Annotated in this window: 12 protein-coding genes; 3 read left to right on the top strand and 9 right to left on the bottom strand. The window is 43.9% G+C overall.

Annotated features, from left to right (window positions below):
* Window positions 1-12 precede the first annotated feature (12 nt).
* From GJU82_RS08140 to GJU82_RS08100, 9 genes are all read right to left on the bottom strand, one after another.
* Window positions 13-3,741 carry a nitrate reductase subunit alpha gene (locus GJU82_RS08140; protein WP_153631693.1) on the bottom strand — a complete coding sequence of 1,243 codons (3,729 nt, stop codon included), beginning with the start codon at window positions 3,739-3,741 and terminating at the stop codon, window positions 13-15.
* Between the two features lie 35 nt (window positions 3,742-3,776).
* Window positions 3,777-5,063: a nitrate/nitrite transporter gene (locus tag GJU82_RS08135; RefSeq protein WP_153631692.1), complete on the bottom strand. Its 1,287-nt coding sequence runs from the start codon at window positions 5,061-5,063 to the stop codon at window positions 3,777-3,779.
* A 622-nt stretch (window positions 5,064-5,685) separates the two neighbouring features.
* The gene (locus GJU82_RS08130; RefSeq protein WP_153631691.1) at window positions 5,686-6,804 is read right to left on the bottom strand and encodes an ABC transporter permease; all 1,119 of its coding nucleotides are present in this window, start codon (window positions 6,802-6,804) and stop codon (window positions 5,686-5,688) included.
* Between the two features lie 60 nt (window positions 6,805-6,864).
* Window positions 6,865-7,971: an ABC transporter permease gene (locus GJU82_RS08125; RefSeq protein ID WP_153631690.1), complete on the bottom strand. Its 1,107-nt coding sequence runs from the start codon at window positions 7,969-7,971 to the stop codon at window positions 6,865-6,867.
* A gap of 33 nt (window positions 7,972-8,004) precedes the next feature.
* Window positions 8,005-8,742: an ABC transporter ATP-binding protein gene (locus tag GJU82_RS08120; protein WP_194831005.1), complete on the bottom strand. Its 738-nt coding sequence runs from the start codon at window positions 8,740-8,742 to the stop codon at window positions 8,005-8,007.
* A 1-nt stretch (window position 8,743) separates the two neighbouring features.
* Window positions 8,744-9,658 carry an ABC transporter ATP-binding protein gene (locus tag GJU82_RS08115; protein WP_153631688.1) on the bottom strand — a complete coding sequence of 305 codons (915 nt, stop codon included), beginning with the start codon at window positions 9,656-9,658 and terminating at the stop codon, window positions 8,744-8,746.
* 157 nt (window positions 9,659-9,815) lie between these two features.
* Window positions 9,816-10,721, bottom strand: coding sequence for an HlyD family secretion protein (locus tag GJU82_RS08110; RefSeq protein WP_228488628.1), 906 nt, complete (start codon window positions 10,719-10,721; stop codon window positions 9,816-9,818).
* 7 nt (window positions 10,722-10,728) lie between these two features.
* Window positions 10,729-11,994, bottom strand: a complete 1,266-nt coding sequence (locus tag GJU82_RS08105) for a TolC family protein (RefSeq protein ID WP_194831004.1) — start codon at window positions 11,992-11,994, stop codon at window positions 10,729-10,731.
* 495 nt (window positions 11,995-12,489) lie between these two features.
* The gene (locus GJU82_RS08100) at window positions 12,490-13,101 is read right to left on the bottom strand and encodes a TetR/AcrR family transcriptional regulator (protein ID WP_153631686.1); all 612 of its coding nucleotides are present in this window, start codon (window positions 13,099-13,101) and stop codon (window positions 12,490-12,492) included.
* Window positions 13,102-13,717: 616 nt separating this feature from the next.
* Here GJU82_RS08100 and GJU82_RS08095 point away from each other — a divergent pair.
* The 3 genes from GJU82_RS08095 (at window position 13,718) to GJU82_RS08085 (ending at window position 17,675) form a co-directional block, all read left to right on the top strand.
* Window positions 13,718-14,134, top strand: coding sequence for an Rrf2 family transcriptional regulator (locus GJU82_RS08095; protein WP_153631685.1), 417 nt, complete (start codon window positions 13,718-13,720; stop codon window positions 14,132-14,134).
* A 61-nt stretch (window positions 14,135-14,195) separates the two neighbouring features.
* Complete coding sequence (locus GJU82_RS08090; RefSeq protein ID WP_153631684.1) at window positions 14,196-16,421, top strand: cbb3-type cytochrome c oxidase subunit I; 2,226 nt, start codon at window positions 14,196-14,198, stop codon at window positions 16,419-16,421.
* A 63-nt stretch (window positions 16,422-16,484) separates the two neighbouring features.
* Window positions 16,485-17,675, top strand: coding sequence for a PAS domain-containing protein (locus GJU82_RS08085; protein ID WP_153631683.1), 1,191 nt, complete (start codon window positions 16,485-16,487; stop codon window positions 17,673-17,675).
* The last annotated feature ends 12 nt before the right edge of the window (window positions 17,676-17,687 follow it).

Raw genomic sequence — 17,687 nt, 5'->3', positions numbered from 1 at the left:
ACTTTGTTATTATCAGCCGGTTTCCTCATCTTTCCATTCTACCTTCTCCAATTTACGTATTACCACAATTTCATCGCGGTTCGAACCGATGGTTCCGTAATAATTAAAACCATAAGCCAGTTGTGCATATCCGCCTATCATGTGGGTTGGCTTTAGGCTCAACCGTTCGAGGGAATTGTGTACACCACCGCGGTTGCCAGTTTCCTGACTGACCGGCATGTTGACGGTCCGCTCCTGGTTATGGTAATAGACCAGAGCCCCCTCCGGAATGCGTTGTGATACAATCACTCTCGTTACCGACGCACCATTCTGGTTGAAGATTTCCACCCAGTCGTTATCTACAAGCTTAATTTTTTCGGCGTCCTTCTCACTCATCCATACCACCGGACCACCTCTCCCCAAGGTAAGCATCAGGAGGTTATCAGACCATGAGGAGTGGATCGTCCATTTGTTGTGAGGGGTCATCATGTTAATGACCAGGTAATTTCCGTCTGATGGTAGTTTTTGAAGGATTCTTTCCACCGATTTCGTCTGAATGGGTGGTTTATAGCAAACCAGGTTTTCACCGTAGGCTCTCATCCACGGGTGGTCCTGATAAAGCGTTTGCCTACCTGTAAGGGTACGCCACGGAATCAGCTCATGGACATTGGTGTAGCCAGCATTGTAAGAAACCTCCTCCGAATCGATTCCGCTCCAAATTGGGGAAGTGATGATCTTCCGGGGTTGAGCCAGGATATCATGATACCTTATTTTTTCGTCGGCGCGGCTTGCAGCCAATGCGTGGTGATTTCGGCCAGTTACTTTTTCCAATGCTTTCCACGCTTTTACAGCAACGTTGCCATTGGTCTCCGGTGCCAGGCTCAGAATTACTTCTGCAGCCTGAATATCCGTCCTGATTTGTGGCAACCCTTGAGCACCCGTCTCCTCTGAAACAGTGTGATTCAATTGTTTCAAAAACTCAACTTCCTCTTCCGTATTCCAGCTAATACCTTTCGCCCCGTTTCCGGCACTCTTCATGAGTGGACCCAAAGAGGTAAAGCGATTGTATGTTTCCGGATAGTTGCGTTCTACGGTGATGATTTTGGGCATATTAAGCCCGGGTTTTGGCTCTTTCCCGTCATGTTTCCAATCGCTGGCGTCTGTCGTTTCGGACATTTCCATGGGAGAATCATGTTGCAACGGCAAGAGAACTACATCTTTTTCGTTACCCAAATGACCGATGGAAAGTTCGGAGAACTTTTTAGCCAGTCCCTTGTATATATCCCAATCTGAACGCGATTCCCATACCGGATCAACGGCCTGATGAAAAGGATGAATGAAAGGATGCATATCAGACGTACTCAGATCGTTCTTTTCGTACCAGGAGGCAGCTGACAGCAAAATATCGGAATGAAGAGCAGTTGTGGACATGCGGAAATCGGCTGTAACGAGCAAATCCAGTTTACCTTCGGGCGCCTGATCGTGCCAGTTTACTTCGGATGGTAACGGTTGCCCGGTGGCCTTCAGATCCTTTCCTAAAACACCGTTTTGGGCACCCAGCAGGTGTTTCATGAAATACTCCATTCCTTTGGCACTTGAGCCCAGCAGGTTGGAGCGCCAAACAAACAGGTTACGGGGAAAGTTAACCGGATTATCCGGGTCCTCCGAAGCAAAATGTATTTCACCACTTTTTAGTTTCTCCAGGGCATAATCTTCCGGCTTCTTCCCGGCTTTTTCCGCTTCACCAGCCAGTTTTACCGGATTAGCATTTAGCTGCGGTGAAGAAGGTAACCATCCCATTCGTTCGGCCTTCACGTTACAGTCTACCATGGTTAGGTTTTTCCAAAGCTTTTGGTCAGCCAGGGGAGAGAGTAATTCATCCAGCTGCACTTTTTCGTAACGCCACTGGTCGCTGTGAAGATAAAAATAGGAGGTTGTATTCATATGGCGGGGAGGCCGGTTCCAGTCGAGACCGAAAGCCAGCGGTAACCAACCGGTTTGCGGCCTTAACTTCTCTTGTCCAACATAGTGCGACCAACCACCACCAGATTGCCCCACACATCCACAGAAGACGAGCATATTGATAGCGCTCCGGTAGATCATATCGGTATGGAACCAGTGGTTGACACCTGCTCCGATGATGATCATCGACCGTCCTCTAGTTTTTGCTGCATTTTCGGCAAACTGGCGGGCGACAGTAATCACCTGTTCTTTGGGAACGCCGGTTATTTGCTCCTGCCATAATGGTGTATACGGAAGATTCTCGTCGTAGCTTTTCGCTGCATTGTGGTCATTCAATCCACGGTCGAGGCCATAATTGGCCACCATCAGATCGAAGACGGTGCAACACCAGGATTCTCCCTCATTGGTGTGGATTCTTTGTACCGGAATTTTGTGCGAAATAATATCGTCATGCTCCGATGCATTGAAGTGTTGATGTTTATAGGTTGGCCCGCCAAAGTATGGAAATGCCACATCAATTATTTCGTCATGTTTCTCTAATACAGAGAGGAGCGGCTGAATATCCTTCCCGGTGCGGGCATCCTTCATTTCCAGGTTCCATTTCTGGCTCTTATCCCATCGCGAACCGATGGTTCCATTCGGTACCGATAATTCACCGGAACTTTCATCCCGAAGTACCGGTTTCCATTCAGGAGATTTATCGACATTCAGCTTATCGGCAAAGTCGGAGGCCCGTAGCAATGCGCCGGCGACATAACCCTTTTCGTGCTTCTCCAGTTTTACCAGAAAGGGGAGGTCGGAATATTGTCGCACATACTCATCAAAATAGGCTGTTTTTTGCTCCAGAAAGAATTCCTTGAGTATTACATGCCCCATAGCCATTCCCAGGGCCGCATCCGTTCCCTGTTTTGGTTTCATCCACAGGTCGGAAAACTTGGCTGCGTCGTTGAAGTCAGGAGCAATCACCACCGTTTTGGTCCCTTTATAACGTACCTGGGTAAAAAACGGAGAATCGGGTGTCCGGGTCACGGGCACGTTGGAGCCCCAGAGCATGAGGAAAGATGAGTTGTACCAGTCGGCACTTTCCGGTACGTCGGTTTGTTCACCCCACGTTTGCGGTGATGCGGGGGGCAAATCGCAATAAAAGTCGTAGAAGCTCAAAACGGAACCACCGATAAGGCTCAGGTACCGGGTACCAGCAGCATAAGAAACCATCGACATGGCCGGGATGGGTGAGAATCCTGCTATCCTGTCGGGGCCAAATTTTTTGATGGTGTAAATATTAGCGGCAGCGATGATTTCATTGACCTCTTCCCAGCCTGCTCTGACAAATCCACCAAGGCCACGTTCGGCCTTGTATTTTTTCGAGATAACTGCGTCTTCCATTACGGTTTGCCAGGCTTCGACCGGGTCACTGCAGTTCTGTTTGGCTTTCCGGTAAGCATCGATTAGCGTCCCGCGCACCATAGGGTGTTTTACGCGGTTGGCACTGTAGAGGTACCATGAATAGCTGGCTCCCCGCGGGCAACCGCGCGGTTCGTGGTTCGGAAGGTCGGGACGGGTTTCGGGGTAATCGGTTTGCTGGATTTCCCAAGTCACCAAACCGTTCTTTACAAATACCTTCCATGAACAGGAGCCTGTGCAGTTCACTCCGTGAGTGGAACGGACAATCTTGTCGTACTGCCATCTGTTCCGGTAGAATTGTTCGCTGTCGCGGTTTCGTTCTGTTGTAACGATGTGTCGGTCCGTGGTTTTTTCTGCCACCCTGCTAAAATAGAAAAGCCGGTTTAATAAACTCATGCCAATGATTTTCAGGTTTGAAAATAGTCTTCATTCTAACTTTCCGCAACGGGTTTACTTTTTAGCAACCTGTAAATAATAAACATATTGATGGCAGCTAAAAGAACAAAAACAAAGAAACCGCGTGCATAACCAATTTTTCCATAGCTATCCGCTATAGCTCCCATGACCGGAGGAATTACAAATCCGCCAAAAGCGCCGAGGCCACCAACCCAACCGGCAGCACCCCCTACCGATTTAGGGACATAATGAGGAACCAGTTTAAAAACAGCAGCATTGTTGAAACCCATACCGGCAGCTAATACTATAGCTGCGAGTATTCCGATGACTGAACTTTGCGTGATTGAAAGTACGATAGCAGAGAGCAAAACCAGGACCATGGCCAGCAGGCTCATTCGTTCACCACCGGTCTTATCGGCAAATGAACCACCCGGTACCCTGAGCAGGGAAGCCAGCAACGAAAAAATAGCGGTAAACAGACCAGCTTTCACTCCACTGAATCCCTGAAACTGGTTCCAATACGTGGGAAACCAGGCCGTGAGGGCAATAAATCCGCCGAAGGTGGTAAAATAGAGCACGACTAGTGCCCAGGTATTTTTCACTTTTGCAGAATTAATCAAGCTGTCTTTGACTCCTCCGGAGGGAAAAATTTCCTGTCCGAGCTTTTTGGCTTCCTCCTTACTTTCGACAACACTCATTTTGGCATCACGAAACTGAAAATAATAGGCATTTACGCCCAGCTTAGCATAAATCAAAAGACCAATAAAAAGGAAAATAAACCAGGCAAAGTAAGCCGATATGAAACCATAGTGCGCAAGGTATAACGGCAGGATGAGCGAGAAAATACCAGGTGCCAGGTTTCCTAAACCGGCATAAGTGCCTAACGCTTTACCTTGTTTCTTCTGAGGATACCAATAGGAGGTTTGTCCAATTCCTACCGAAAAGGTGGCAATACCACAACCGCTAAGGAATCCAAAGAATAAAATCAGGCCATACATACCCTGCATATGGTTTGGATAGCTAAAGTGCAGCAACAGGGTGACTCCTCCCAAACCGATGACTGATAACAAGAGGAGGATAAAAAATGGCTTCTTTCCTCCTGTTGTATCAACCCACGCCCCGAAAGGAATGCGCAGTAACGAACCGGAAAGTGAAGGAATTGCTACCAGCAGTCCCAGGAGTGTGGAGCTGATTCCCATTGCTTCTTTAAAATTGACGGCGGTAGGACCATAGAGCGATACGGCTGCGAAGCCGAAGAAGAAACCCAGGGTGGTCCCGAGTAAGCCCCGTTTAGGCGTGCCTTTTACCTGAAAAGTATCCATAATCGTTAATTGATTTTGTTAACCAGAAACAGCTGTGAATTCCTTATTGTTTCATATGTGTGCTCATAACATAATGCAAGACTGTAATTTATATTTAGATTAACTAAATGAAAGGTAGAGTTATGTAGGTTATAAACTGAGCTTTGAGAACTACACCCAATGGGACTCCGTTAAAGAAAGCGGAGAATAAAGCTGCCTAAAACTAGTTCCTTAATTAATTAAACAACCACCTAATGATCTCCGCTTTCCTAATAAATTACAAGAACTTAACAGACTACCTAACAGTTACCGGTCACAAACTTAGGTACAATTCTTAATTTGAAAGCTTCGAGAAAAAAATGACAAAAAGAATATGTAACCTTATCGGCTTGAACAACGGTTTTCCATACTTTAACAATTGATTCAACTGAGATTTGGTTTAACTATTATAGTTATTTGATTTATGTATGTTGTTAAGAAAGTTAAGAATCTGATGTAATGTAGACAATTCGCGACAAGGTGAAATACTTTGTTTGCTAACTTTTCTTTGACTACTAAATCAAAAAAAACCTTCCGGGAACAAACCACTGAAGCAACTCATCCGCCGGAAGGCGTTCGAAACATATGAAGGTATAGTATTTATTTACACTGTTTTCCTGTACCGCATTACTGCCAGTGAAAACATCACTACGCCATAACCCAGCATGGAAAGAAATTCGTACTTCAAGTCAAAGAATCCAGAGCCTTTCAACACCACATTCCGGATAACTTTCATCATGTAATACATAGGATTCAGATGGTCCAGCCATTGCGCCCAATTTGGCATACTTTCCACTGGGGTAAATAATCCACTCATTAGAATGAAGATGAGGAGGAAGAAATAACTCACAAAAAACACCTGTTGCTGCGTCTCTGAAACTACTGAAATAAATAATCCTAATCCCAGTACGCCTAACAAAAATACCGTGGTGAATCCGTAAAGCACCAGTAAATTTCCCTCAAATGGCATGTTAAATACAATCTTAGCAATTAGCAGGCCAAACGAGAGGTCCAGCAATGCGATTGCTAAAAAAGGAATCATTTTGGCTGCAATGAATTGATATTTCCTGATGGGAGTCACATTGAGTTGTTCCATCGTTCCAATTTCCTTTTCCCGGACCAGATTAACTGCCGCCAGAAACATTCCAACTAGAGTAACAAGAATAACTAATACTCCGGGTGCCATAAAGAAGGAATAGACTAAACTCGGATTATACCAGTATCTCTGCGAAACTTCTATTTTCTGAGGCGGATCAAACCTGGAGATTCCCAACCACGACGTCCTTATTTGATTATTAAAGTCGACAATCACCGAGTTCATGTATGACCATGTCAATTCTGCGGCCAATCCATTTATAGCATCCACACGTAGCTGCAGTGATGCTCGATTATTACGTCTCAGGTCCTTTTCAAAATTCTGAGGAATATCAAGAACTACTCCCGCCTTTCCATTTAACAACTGTTGGTCGGCAGCATGGTCACTATTCGTCATTGACGTTATTTGGAAAAACGGATTTCCTTTCAGTTCGTCCACCAGCTGCCGCGAAGCGTCGCTCATATCCTGATCGACCACATACACATCCGACTTCTTTAATTCCAGCGTGGCTGCATTCACCAATATAACCATCTGAATAATCGGCATTAAAAAGATGATTGGCCACATCGTTTTATTTCGTATGATCTGAATGAATTCCTTTTGAAGAAGATATCTTAATATTTTCATACGTTTTGTGTTACAAATTTCATGTTTATTCTATCTTCCTTTCTCTTTAAATTCAGTTTCTTACTCCAGCCGTAGTTTGAATTTCTTCATGCTGATAACAAGAAAAACTGCTGTCATTCCTGTCATTATCAGCAACTGCTTCCATATATAGCCAGCTCCAACACCTTTCAGCATCACCGCCTTTACAGCCTCAATAAACCAACGAGCGGGCATGATATTTGAAAATACCTGTAGAGCGACTGGCATATTATCAATAGGATAAATAAACCCTGACAATAATATTGTAGGTAACATTAGTATCATTACTGAAACAAACATAGCCTTTACCTGACTGTCAGACATGGTAGATATTAGGATTCCCAAGGAAAGAGCTAAGAGAATATATATAATTACCACGAACATGAGTAAGACGAGACCTCCTCTTACCGGGACTCCGAAAATAAGGTAACCCATGCCGATAATAATTAGCGCATTTAATATGGATAGTACCAGATACGGCGCTACCTTACCTATTATGATATGGTGTGATTTTAATGGAGACACCAGCAGTATCTCCATTGTCCCCATTTCCTTTTCGCGCACGATGGTAATTGATGTCATCATGGCAGAAATTAGAATTAAAATCAGCGCCATCGTTCCAGGAACGTATGTAAAAGCACCCATCAAACTTTCGTTGAATAGCATCCGCACCTGAGACTTGACCTCATAAGGAATATGGTAATTAATAAACTTTTTTTGCAGATAGTCCTGCATAATGGCGTTGGTATAGTTGGAAAGCAACTGTGCCGTATTTGGATCCGATGCATCCGCAATCACTTGGACATCCGCCTGCCCGTCACGTTCGAGCTTTTTCCCGAAATTTTGCTCAAATACCACCACCTCCTTGATGTTTCCTTGTCGGAAGATATTATCAATCTGTCCTTCATTATCCAGCATCGCATCAAGCTTGAAGTAGCCTGACGACAGTAATTTGTGCGTGATTTCGCGAGTCACTTCATCGTTCGATTTATCCAGTATCGCAATTCGCGCATCTTTGATCTCGGTGGTAATTACATAACCGAACAACAGAAGCTGTACAATTGGGATACCAAATAAAATTAGCATTGTACGTGAATCGCGAAAAATATGATGGAACTCTTTTCGTATAAATCCGCGTAATTGTTTCATGTCTTTTGTGTCTTACAATTTATGAATCAAAATTTATTCATTCGAGCGGGCCAGTTTCAGGAATACACCGTCCATGTTAGTGGCATCCCATTCCTTTTTCAGCGCCTCCGGCGTATCGAGCGCAACGATTTTTCCAGCCGACATGATGGCTACCCGGTCGCAATATTCAGCTTCATCCATGTAGTGAGTCGTCACAAATACAGTGATCCCTTCGTGCGCTGCTTCGTAAATCAAATCCCAGAAGCGGCGGCGGGTCACCGGGTCAACACCTCCGGAAGGTTCATCTAGAAAGACAATGGATGGATCATGTATGATGGCTAACGAAAAAGCCAGTTTCTGCTTCCAGCCCAGTGGTAAATCACGCACCAGTTTCCTGCGTGCTGAGCCGAGTTCCAGCTTTTCCAGCAATTCTTCTGTTTTTTCCTTTCGGACACGGGTTGGAATGCCGTAAATTCCGGCAAACAGCCGGATATTTTCATTCACTGTCAAATCTTCGTACAGAGAAAACTTCTGGGACATGTAACCGATCCTGCGTTTAATTTCCTCTCGCTGCTTGAAACCATCCAAACCTGCGACGGTCAACTCTCCTGATGTAGGCTCTAACAGTCCGCACAACATTCGGATAGCCGTGGTTTTACCAGCACCGTTGGCTCCCAGAAAGCCAAAGATTTCGCCTTTGTAGACATCGAAACTCAGGTGATCATCAGCCACAAACTGTCCGAACTTTTTCACCAAATCGCGTACCCGAATGACTGTATTATTTTGTTCCATATCAGCTATCATGTTTTTGCATCAGGTCCATAAATACATCCTCGATACCTGGTTTTATCGGGTTAACAACAATATTTGTGTGACAGCGCTGTTCTAGATATTCTTCCAACGCAGTAGGAGAAATCGCCATATCTTTAAGTGTAACATGGAGGAACTCTCCAAATCCAAAAACCGATTTTATACCAGGATGCCTTTTCAGATCACGAATACATAAATACATATTGTTAGTACGGACCGCCCAAATAATGCTTTCATTATTCTGCGTTACTCTATCCGGTGTATCGATAGTCAGAATATTGCCGTCCTGTATCAGTGCTACCCGGTCGCATAAATTGGCTTCGTCCATGTAGGGCGTTGAAACCAGAATGGTGATGCCCATTTTCTGCAACCGTTTCAGCATTTCCCAGAACTCCTTCCGGGAAACTGCGTCTACTCCAGTCGTAGGTTCATCAAGTATCAACACCTTTGGGGCATGAATTAAAGCGCAGGATAGCGCCAGTTTCTGCTTCATTCCGCCGGACAACCTTCCCGCTAACCGATCCTTGAAGGGTTCGATTTGTTGGTAAATGTCCTTCACCAGGTGGTAGTTCTCCTCGATGGTTGTCCCAAAAACCGTTGCAAAAAAGGTCATGTTCTCCTCAACGGATAAATCGGGATACAGTGAGAAACGCCCCGGCATATAGCCGATCTCCTTTCTCAGTTTTCTGAAATCGTCCACCACATCGAGTTGATTTACCGTCGCACTTCCCGTATCGGGTTTCAGCAAAGTGACCAATATCCGTATCAGCGATGTTTTTCCGGCACCGTCCGGACCAATCAAGCCAAACAGCTCTCCTTCATTCACATCGAGAGAAACGCCATGTAGCGCTTTTACCTCACCGTAGCTCTTTTCGATGTTTTTGACTGATATCATCATTTTTTCAGTCTTTAATGATTTGTAACTCCCGGACAGCCTAGGTAACCTTTGCTTTTATTTGAGGGAAGTTGGTTGTCACCAACTTCCCTTTCTCATGGTTATTTTGAGAATATGATAAAGACCTGCAGGCTCGTGGATACTTCCGGTTTTTCTTTTTTTAGTTCGTCTGGTTGAATCGGACCTCGCCAGGCATACCGACCTTCAGACTGCCATCGTTCGGCACCTTCACTTTCACAGCATAGACCAGTTTTACCCGTTCTTCCTTGGTTTGAATAATTTTGGGAGTAAACTCGGCTTCCGATGAAATCCAGGTTATGATTCCGGTCAATTTTGTATCAGATGTTTTCGAATTGTCGATAAGCACGGTCACTTTTTGTCCCAACTTTATATGTGTCAACTGGGCTCCGCTGATATAAATTTTGAGATTCAGGTATGATAGATCAGCAATCTTGAAGAGCGATTGTCCGGGTGTTACCAGCTCACCCATCTCCTTATATTTCTCCAGTACAGTTCCAGAAATTGGTGCGGTGATATGACATTTACCCAATTGATCTTCTACTTGAGCAATCTGTGCATTCACCACATCAATTTCCTTACTCAAAGAAACTTTCTGTGTACGAACGTTAGTAATCTGCTTATCGAATACATCAATTTGTCCGTTGATATCATCCATCTGCTTTTGCGTCGCAGCGCTGTCAGCAAGCATTCTGGCTACCCGGTTCTTATCAACTTCTACATTGGCACGTTGTTGTTTAATGACGGCAATTTGAGTTTGAATGCTGGCCATCTTCGATTGAATGGAAGTTTTTTGTGCTTCAAGTTGCTCTTTTTTAAGATAGAGTTGGGTGGTGTCCACCAGACCAACCTGAACTCCGGTATTCAATTGATCGCCTTCGCTCAAATTGAACTGAAGCAGTTTTCCACTTACCTCGGATGAGACGATCACATCATCCACTTCAAAGTTTCCGTAGGCATCTGACATTTTGTTATTTCGGTTACATCCCATCAGCATCAGGCCGGCAGCAAAAGCAAAAAGATATTTTCGTTTCATTATACTTTTCATGACGTTATCAGTTATTTGAAAGATTTCCAGTTAATGTATTATAGTTGACAACTGCTTGTAGATATTGAACTTTTCGCGACTCCAGATTGATACGTGCCTGAATTTCAGCATTCAAATCGGTGACATAATCTGCAGAAGTAATCACTCCGTTTTCAAGCTGTGAGGCTGATTGGGCAGCTACTTTGTCGCGAATGCTGACCAATTGCTCATCGGTGCTAATCAATGACTCCAGTTTTTGAATATTTTGGGAAGACTGTACCAAAGCCATGTTAACATTTTGCTTAAAGGTTTCCCGGGAGGAATTAATCATCTGCTTTTGAATGTCCAGCACTTCGCGTTTCCGGCGACTCTGTTTCCAGTCAAAGACGTTCCACTTAACTCCCACACCAACGTAGTAGTAAGAATTGAATTCCGATTGAAGCATGTTTAATCCTGGCTTACCGTAACCCACCTGGCCAAAACCAAAAACTTTCGGATTCCGTGTTTTAGCAATCAAGTCGGCACTTTTATCAATGCCATTTTCCATTTGGTTATAGAGCTTCAGTTCTGGTCGTTGCCAGTCTTTATTTTCCTGTACAATGGCTGGAGCCTGGAATTTTGTATTACCATCAACTGGTAATCCGGTCAATACAGCCAATGATTTGACCGCAGCCACCCGGTTTGCATCGACTTCTTCAATTTGCTGGTCGGTAAGAATTTTTTCGGCGCGCAACGTTTCTACATTTCTTGCCTGTACAACACCGTTTTTAAATCCCGATTCGAGTACCCGTAGACGCTCGGTAATGCTATTTTTCTTCAATTCCAACACCTGATGACTTTTCTGCATCAGGATAATACCGAAATATAGTTGGTTCACCCGGTCATTCAGCGAGTACATTTCCACTTCCAGTTTTTGCTTATCGGTAGCCAGATTTGCCGCATCCACCTCTTTTTGGGCTTTGGTCAATCCTCCATCGTAGATATTCTGATGCAAGTCAATATATACCTTGTATTGGTCCTTCGAGGGAGCAGAAATGTTGACTCCCGGAATGGATACCGGTACGCTGGTCACATCACTTTGATAAGTAGCCTGACCATTCAGATTCACCGTCGGTAACCAGTTTGCATTCAGGTTTTTTACCTTTAGATGATTCATCTGCCGCTCCCTATCCAAATCACTCAGCTTCGGATAATTCTCACGAGCCTGCTTGTAGCACTCTTCAAGGGTAACCTGCCCGGTCTGGCCAAAAGCCATCTGAACCGGTAAAATGAGTAAGATTAATAATCGTTTCATATGATAATGTTTGTCCATTTATTGTCAACACACAACTATATTAGCTCCGAACCTTTTCAGATTCTTCCCTGCACTCCAATCTTTCAATCAGGATTCGTTATTCCCGGTATGGATTGCCTGCTCGCGGCATGAAAGGAAATGGCCGATTCCTTTTTTGCCATAGGCAAATCAAAAAGTATATTTGTCTCTCGGACTATTCATCTTCCACACCCACCGCCTCAGTAGTAACAATTTCCACTTCAACCACCACCGCCATTCAAACCAGCGGTCATGCTCATCGCACGTTTTCCCACACCGATGACAATATTCATCTTCGCTGGAACAAGCTTTGATAGGATCAAAATCGTGGCCGAACAAGGTACAAACCAGATGATTCCCTTTTTTCGAACTGGAATTTTGTTTTGCGTCTCTCATTTAAACATGTTTTTGATTTTTTCCTGTATCGTTTATGCTCGCTTAAGCGGAGTAATGAGGGCGACAGATTATGACAACTACTTATTTTGGGTTCTTGGTTAAAGCCTGCTTAATAAAAGAGGTGAGTGTTTTCCGTCTTTCTTCCAGATATACATCATATTGCTTGCTGTCACCATTGAAAAAAATCGTCTGAAACAGTGGACGCCCGGCAAAAGGCATGATGACCATACCAATCATATTGGGAAACAGATCTGCAGCTTTAATCGGATTGATATTTCCGGCTTCCACCTCTTTGTCAATCGTCTTCTGTAGCCATCTTGGATCGATTCCACTTTCTCTGATTATCTTCACAAATTTGTCCGGATCGCGATTGATTTCGCCAATTAAGAACTGAGGCAAAAAAGGATTGCCACCAATCACGGTAATATACCGGTCGACAATCCGATCAATCTTATCCAGCAAAGGGCCTTCTTCCTTGAATATCTTCATCAACTCCGGAATTAAAAGCCCAAATGCTTCTTGAAAAATGGCCTCAAACAACTTTTGTTTCGAACGAAAGTAATAATGAAGCAATGACTTATTAATCCCTGCTTCATCTGCTATTTCCTGCATTCTGGCGCCATCCATTCCCTTTCTAACGAAAACGTCCCGAGCAGCATCCAGTATTTTTTTTTCTGTTGATTCGCTTGTCATGATTCTTTACTATTTGATTTAACTGTATGGTCAAAAGTAGATTATTTTTTTTACATACCAAATACTTTGACTAAAAAAATAAACCATTTAATTAAATTTAGTAGTTGACAAGAAATAAAACACTACATAACAGAGTATCTTTTGATTCAAATAGTTGATAAGAAATTAGATAAGTCTACCAAAAATTTTGCAGTACAGAAGGAACACTCAAGTGTTTAACGGGATCCAATAAAAAAAACTCAGAGAATCTTGCTAATAAGTTTACACATCATCGGGTTCCACAAGTTCTCTTTATATAAATCCGTTCTTTTTAGAGTAAGTTCTGATGGATGGTTATTTAATAAAATGCTTTGAGGATCATTTTATTATAGAGATTAAGTATTGTCATTTACTTGACTGAATGCAAGGAAGCAAGGAGGTATCATATATATTTTAAAGTTTTCAGGTGGAGAATTAAGCTGTAGAATATTGTTGATAGGGTATGATATACGATGTATATTGACAACAAAACTTTGAAGTTTGAGATGCCAATTAATTAAAATACTACATACATGTAGTATTTGTCAGTAGAATATTTATATTTGTCCCATCGTGAAAATGATGAATTTTTATTTGTATGAATTTAACCAGCACATCACGTTATTCCATCCGCATTCTTAGTTACATGGCTTTACAGGATGAACGGTTGATTTCGGCCAAACACTTGGTTGAACAACTACACATCTCAGACAAGTATCTGCGGGGATTGATGACAAAGCTGGTCAAGCGGGGACTGGTGAAGTCGATTCAGGGGCGAGAAGGGGGTTATGAAATCGATAAACCATATAAAGATTTGTATCTGTTTGAAATAATTAGCGCTGTCGAAGATATCAGTAAGTACACCGGATGTGTGTTGGGGTTTGAAGAGTGTTCCAACGAAAACCCCTGTGCTTTACATGATAGGTGGAACGATATTAAAACGGATACAGTTCAATTTCTAAAGACAACCACCCTGGCGGATATCGTGAAAGATAAGCACATCATGAAGTTTTGATTTTTTTTAATTTAAAATACTATATGGAAGTAGTATTAAAATCTAACTTAATTTTCTCATAATGAAAGAAACACTACTGGACAAATTCATGAGTCGGAAAGGGCTGTACACTGCTTTCTGGATCATTGCCCTGGTTATGGTAACGATGTTGATTTACTTTACGGCCAACCTGCAAAAGGAGATTCCTCCGATTCCACAACAAGTGAAGTCAGAAAACGGAGAAGTACTTTACACGTATGATGATGTGGTAGCCGGAAAAGGTTACTTTCAGGAGTTTGACCTCACCGATTGGGGAACCTTACTGGGGATGGGAGCTTATATGGGGCCCGATTTCTCGACCGATTTTTTACATTTCCGCACCGAATTTCTCTACAATTATTATGCGCATGAGCTGTATGGAAAATCGAGTAAGGAACTAACTGCGATTGAAAAAGGAGCTGTTAAAGAGCGGGTGAAGCAGGATGTAAAGGGACAAACCCATTTACACAAAGACATCACGACCTACACCGATGCATCTGCCATGGCCTTTAAAGCCAATGTGAAGTATCTGACAACGCTGCTGGTGAAAGGAGACTCCAGCCGGGCATTTACCGGTGGTGTTATCAGGGAGGATGAAGCGGAAAAGATCGCCGATTTCGTTGACTGGACGCAGCTGGTCGCCAGCTCTCTTCGCCCGGGTACGGAACGAACCTGGTCGAATAACTGGCCACCGGAACCTTTGCTGGATCAGGATACAGATTTTAATTCACACAAAGTGTCTTTATGGGAATTTCTGATTCTTTGGTCGCTGACCATTGTTGTGATTTTCTTGTCCTATGAATATCTCTTCAAAAAAGATCACCCGGAAGATCTTCAGTCGGCGATTAAGATTAAGCACCTCTTTAAGTCACAACGAAAATTATTGAAATACATACCAATTGTGGCTGGTCTGTTTGTCATTCAGATGGTTATCGGCGGTTACCTGGCTCACCTGTATACCGAGCCAACAAAAGATTTTCTCATTCCGCAAAGCATATTGCCTTTTAATGTTTTACGCTCGATACATACCCAATTAGCAATCCTGTGGGTGGCGGTAGGATGGTTAGTCGGGGGTTTACTGATTGCACCCTGGGTGGCGAACAAGGATCATAAATATCCCTGGCTGGTTGATGTGCTTTGGGCAGCTTTGCTGATTGTCACAGTGGGGAGTGTGATTGGTTTGTACATGGGAGCAACCGGGCAGATGCGGGATAGCTGGTTCTGGCTCGGCAACGAAGGGCGGGAACTGATTAACCTGGCCCGTGTTTGGGATATTGGATTGGTGGTTGGTTTGGTTTTCTGGTTTTTGCTGATTGTCTCGTTGATCCGGAAAGCAGCTACCAATAACCCGATTGTCAGCACCATTATCTGGGCTTCATTTGCCATTGCCACCCTGTACATAGCCGGAATGATGCCGGTACATAAAATCATCCCCAACTATACGGTTGACGATTATTACCGTTGGTGGGTGATTCACCTGTGGGTGGAGTTAACCTTCGAACTTTTTGCTGCGGGAGTTATTGCCTTTTTCACGGTTTCGTTGGGCTTGATTGCGCAAAAGACAGCTGTGAAAGTGATGTTCTTCGAATTGTTCCTCATCAGTCTAAGCGGCACGCTGGGAGTAGGTCACCACTATTTTTGGCAGGGCCTTGACGAGTACTGGATCGCCATTGGTGGTATCTTCTCAGCGCTGGAGCCACTACCCCTGGCATTGATGATTGTAGAAGCGATGAAGAACTACCGGGAAAAGCGGTTGAGTGGAGAGAAGAATGATTTTTCAATCCCGTTCATGTGGATCGCTGGTTCGGCCATTCTGAACTGGATTGGTGCCGGATTCCTGGGGATGGTTATCAATACGCCCACGATTAGTTACTATTCACATGGAACCTATCTTATCATGCCTCACGCCCATGTGGCCCTGTTGGGGGCATTCGGATACATTTCCATTGCCTTCCTGTATATGACATCAAGGGCCAATTCACTGGCCAACGGGTTGGAATGGAATGAAAAAACGAGCCGGTACGGCTTTTGGATTTTGACCATTGGAGCGCTGCTCTTTGCACTACCAACCTATATTATCGGTATGGAGCAGACCCGTATCGCGCATGACCTGGGATATTTTTATACCCGTCTGCACAGCGCTGTCGAACCGCTGAAGGACTGGATGTGGTTCCGTACTTTACCCGATGGTTTAATGATATTAGGAGGCCTGATCATCTTTTATGATCTGGTACATAAAACCTACTTCGCTAAGAAATTGGCAGATTGAACAGGTAGTATTTAGAAACAACCCCCTGCCTTAGGCGGGGGCTGTTTTCAAAAATCAAAATGCATGTCAGAGTTTACAAAGAAATCGGAAAAGCGAATTAGTGCTTTAACAGCTTACCTGCTCGGGTTACTCGACAGGGAGAAAGGCAGGGACCTCGTAGAAAAGTATGAAATACTGACTACCCAATTTACACCTGCCGATATTCTAGTGGTATTCGACAGGGTATTTCAGCAGCAACCTGATATGGATAACTTGAAAATGGCTTCTAACAAGTTGTTCAATATTTTGTACAAAATGCTTTGCGAATACCCTGCCGTCACTCCGCAGCCTAATTCGTTTGTTGACTACCTGGTGCGAAATAACCAGGGTGTAAGCCGCTTGTTGCAAGAAACGAAACCATTGATCAAATTGGTCAACAGTGACGTTTCGACAAAGACTATTTCGGCTTTGCGAATCCGGTTCGAAGAACTTCAGCGGTTCATGACGCATTACGTTGTCAAGGAAAATGTCCTGTTTCCCTACATCGAGCAGAAATGGAGCCACCATGCCTGCCTGAAACTAATGTGGAGTTTTCATGATGATATCCGCAGAAACGTCAGGGAGGTCCTCGGATTATTGGGAGAGGAACCTTTTGACGTCATCCGTTTCAACAAGATCAGCAGTTTACTTTACTTCAACATCGGTACCATCATATTCCGGGAAGAGAAAATTCTGTATCCTCTTTTACTGGAGAAGACTGATACAGAAGATTTGAATGATATGCTGGCTCAGACCGCCGGGATTGGATTGTCTTTCGTTGAAATGGAAGTACCCTCACAGGCAAAGAAGCAAAGCAAGAAAAATGATCAGCCTATTCAGTTTAAAACCGGGAGACTGACGGTAGAGCAGACTGAGTTGATGCTGAATCACCTTCCGGTGGATATCACTTTTGTAGATGAAGCCGATACCGTTGCTTACTTCTCTTCTCCAAAACACCGGATCTTCCCGCGGGCGACCGGAATTATAGGTCGTAAGGTACAAAACTGTCATCCTGCTGAAAGCGTCGATGTGGTGAACCGTATTGTGGATTCTTTCCGAAACGGAGAAAAAGATGAAGCCTCTTTCTGGATTCATATGGGTGAAAAATACGTACTCATCCGGTACTATGCAGTGCGGGATGAGAAAGAAACTTTCAAAGGTACACTGGAGGTAACGCAGGAGATATCCGGAATTCAAAAAATTGAGGGAGACAGACGCTTGCTGGATTGGGACTGAGGTCAGCCTTGT

Source organism: Prolixibacter sp. SD074 (assembly GCF_009617895.1).
GTDB lineage: Bacteria > Bacteroidota > Bacteroidia > Bacteroidales > Prolixibacteraceae > Prolixibacter.
Note: the sequence above shows the minus strand (reverse complement) of the source record. Positions and strands in the feature narration are given on the sequence as shown.

Bases quoted from the DNA above. Each gene is read 5' to 3' on its own strand.
- GJU82_RS08105 (WP_194831004.1), bottom strand. From the start codon at position 11,994: ATGAAACGATTATTAATCTTACTCATTTTACCGGTTCAGATGGCTTTT.
- GJU82_RS08095 (WP_153631685.1), top strand. From the start codon at position 13,718: ATGAATTTAACCAGCACATCACGTTATTCCATCCGCATTCTTAGTTAC.
- GJU82_RS08135 (WP_153631692.1), bottom strand. From the start codon at position 5,063: ATGGATACTTTTCAGGTAAAAGGCACGCCTAAACGGGGCTTACTCGGG.
- GJU82_RS08140 (WP_153631693.1), bottom strand. From the start codon at position 3,741: ATGAGTTTATTAAACCGGCTTTTCTATTTTAGCAGGGTGGCAGAAAAA.
- GJU82_RS08120 (WP_194831005.1), bottom strand. From the start codon at position 8,742: ATGGAACAAAATAATACAGTCATTCGGGTACGCGATTTGGTGAAAAAG.
- GJU82_RS08100 (WP_153631686.1), bottom strand. From the start codon at position 13,101: ATGACAAGCGAATCAACAGAAAAAAAAATACTGGATGCTGCTCGGGAC.
- GJU82_RS08130 (WP_153631691.1), bottom strand. From the start codon at position 6,804: ATGAAAATATTAAGATATCTTCTTCAAAAGGAATTCATTCAGATCATA.
- GJU82_RS08110 (WP_228488628.1), bottom strand. From the start codon at position 10,721: ATGAAAAGTATAATGAAACGAAAATATCTTTTTGCTTTTGCTGCCGGC.
- GJU82_RS08115 (WP_153631688.1), bottom strand. From the start codon at position 9,658: ATGATGATATCAGTCAAAAACATCGAAAAGAGCTACGGTGAGGTAAAA.
- GJU82_RS08085 (WP_153631683.1), top strand. From the start codon at position 16,485: ATGTCAGAGTTTACAAAGAAATCGGAAAAGCGAATTAGTGCTTTAACA.
- GJU82_RS08090 (WP_153631684.1), top strand. From the start codon at position 14,196: ATGAAAGAAACACTACTGGACAAATTCATGAGTCGGAAAGGGCTGTAC.
- GJU82_RS08125 (WP_153631690.1), bottom strand. From the start codon at position 7,971: ATGAAACAATTACGCGGATTTATACGAAAAGAGTTCCATCATATTTTT.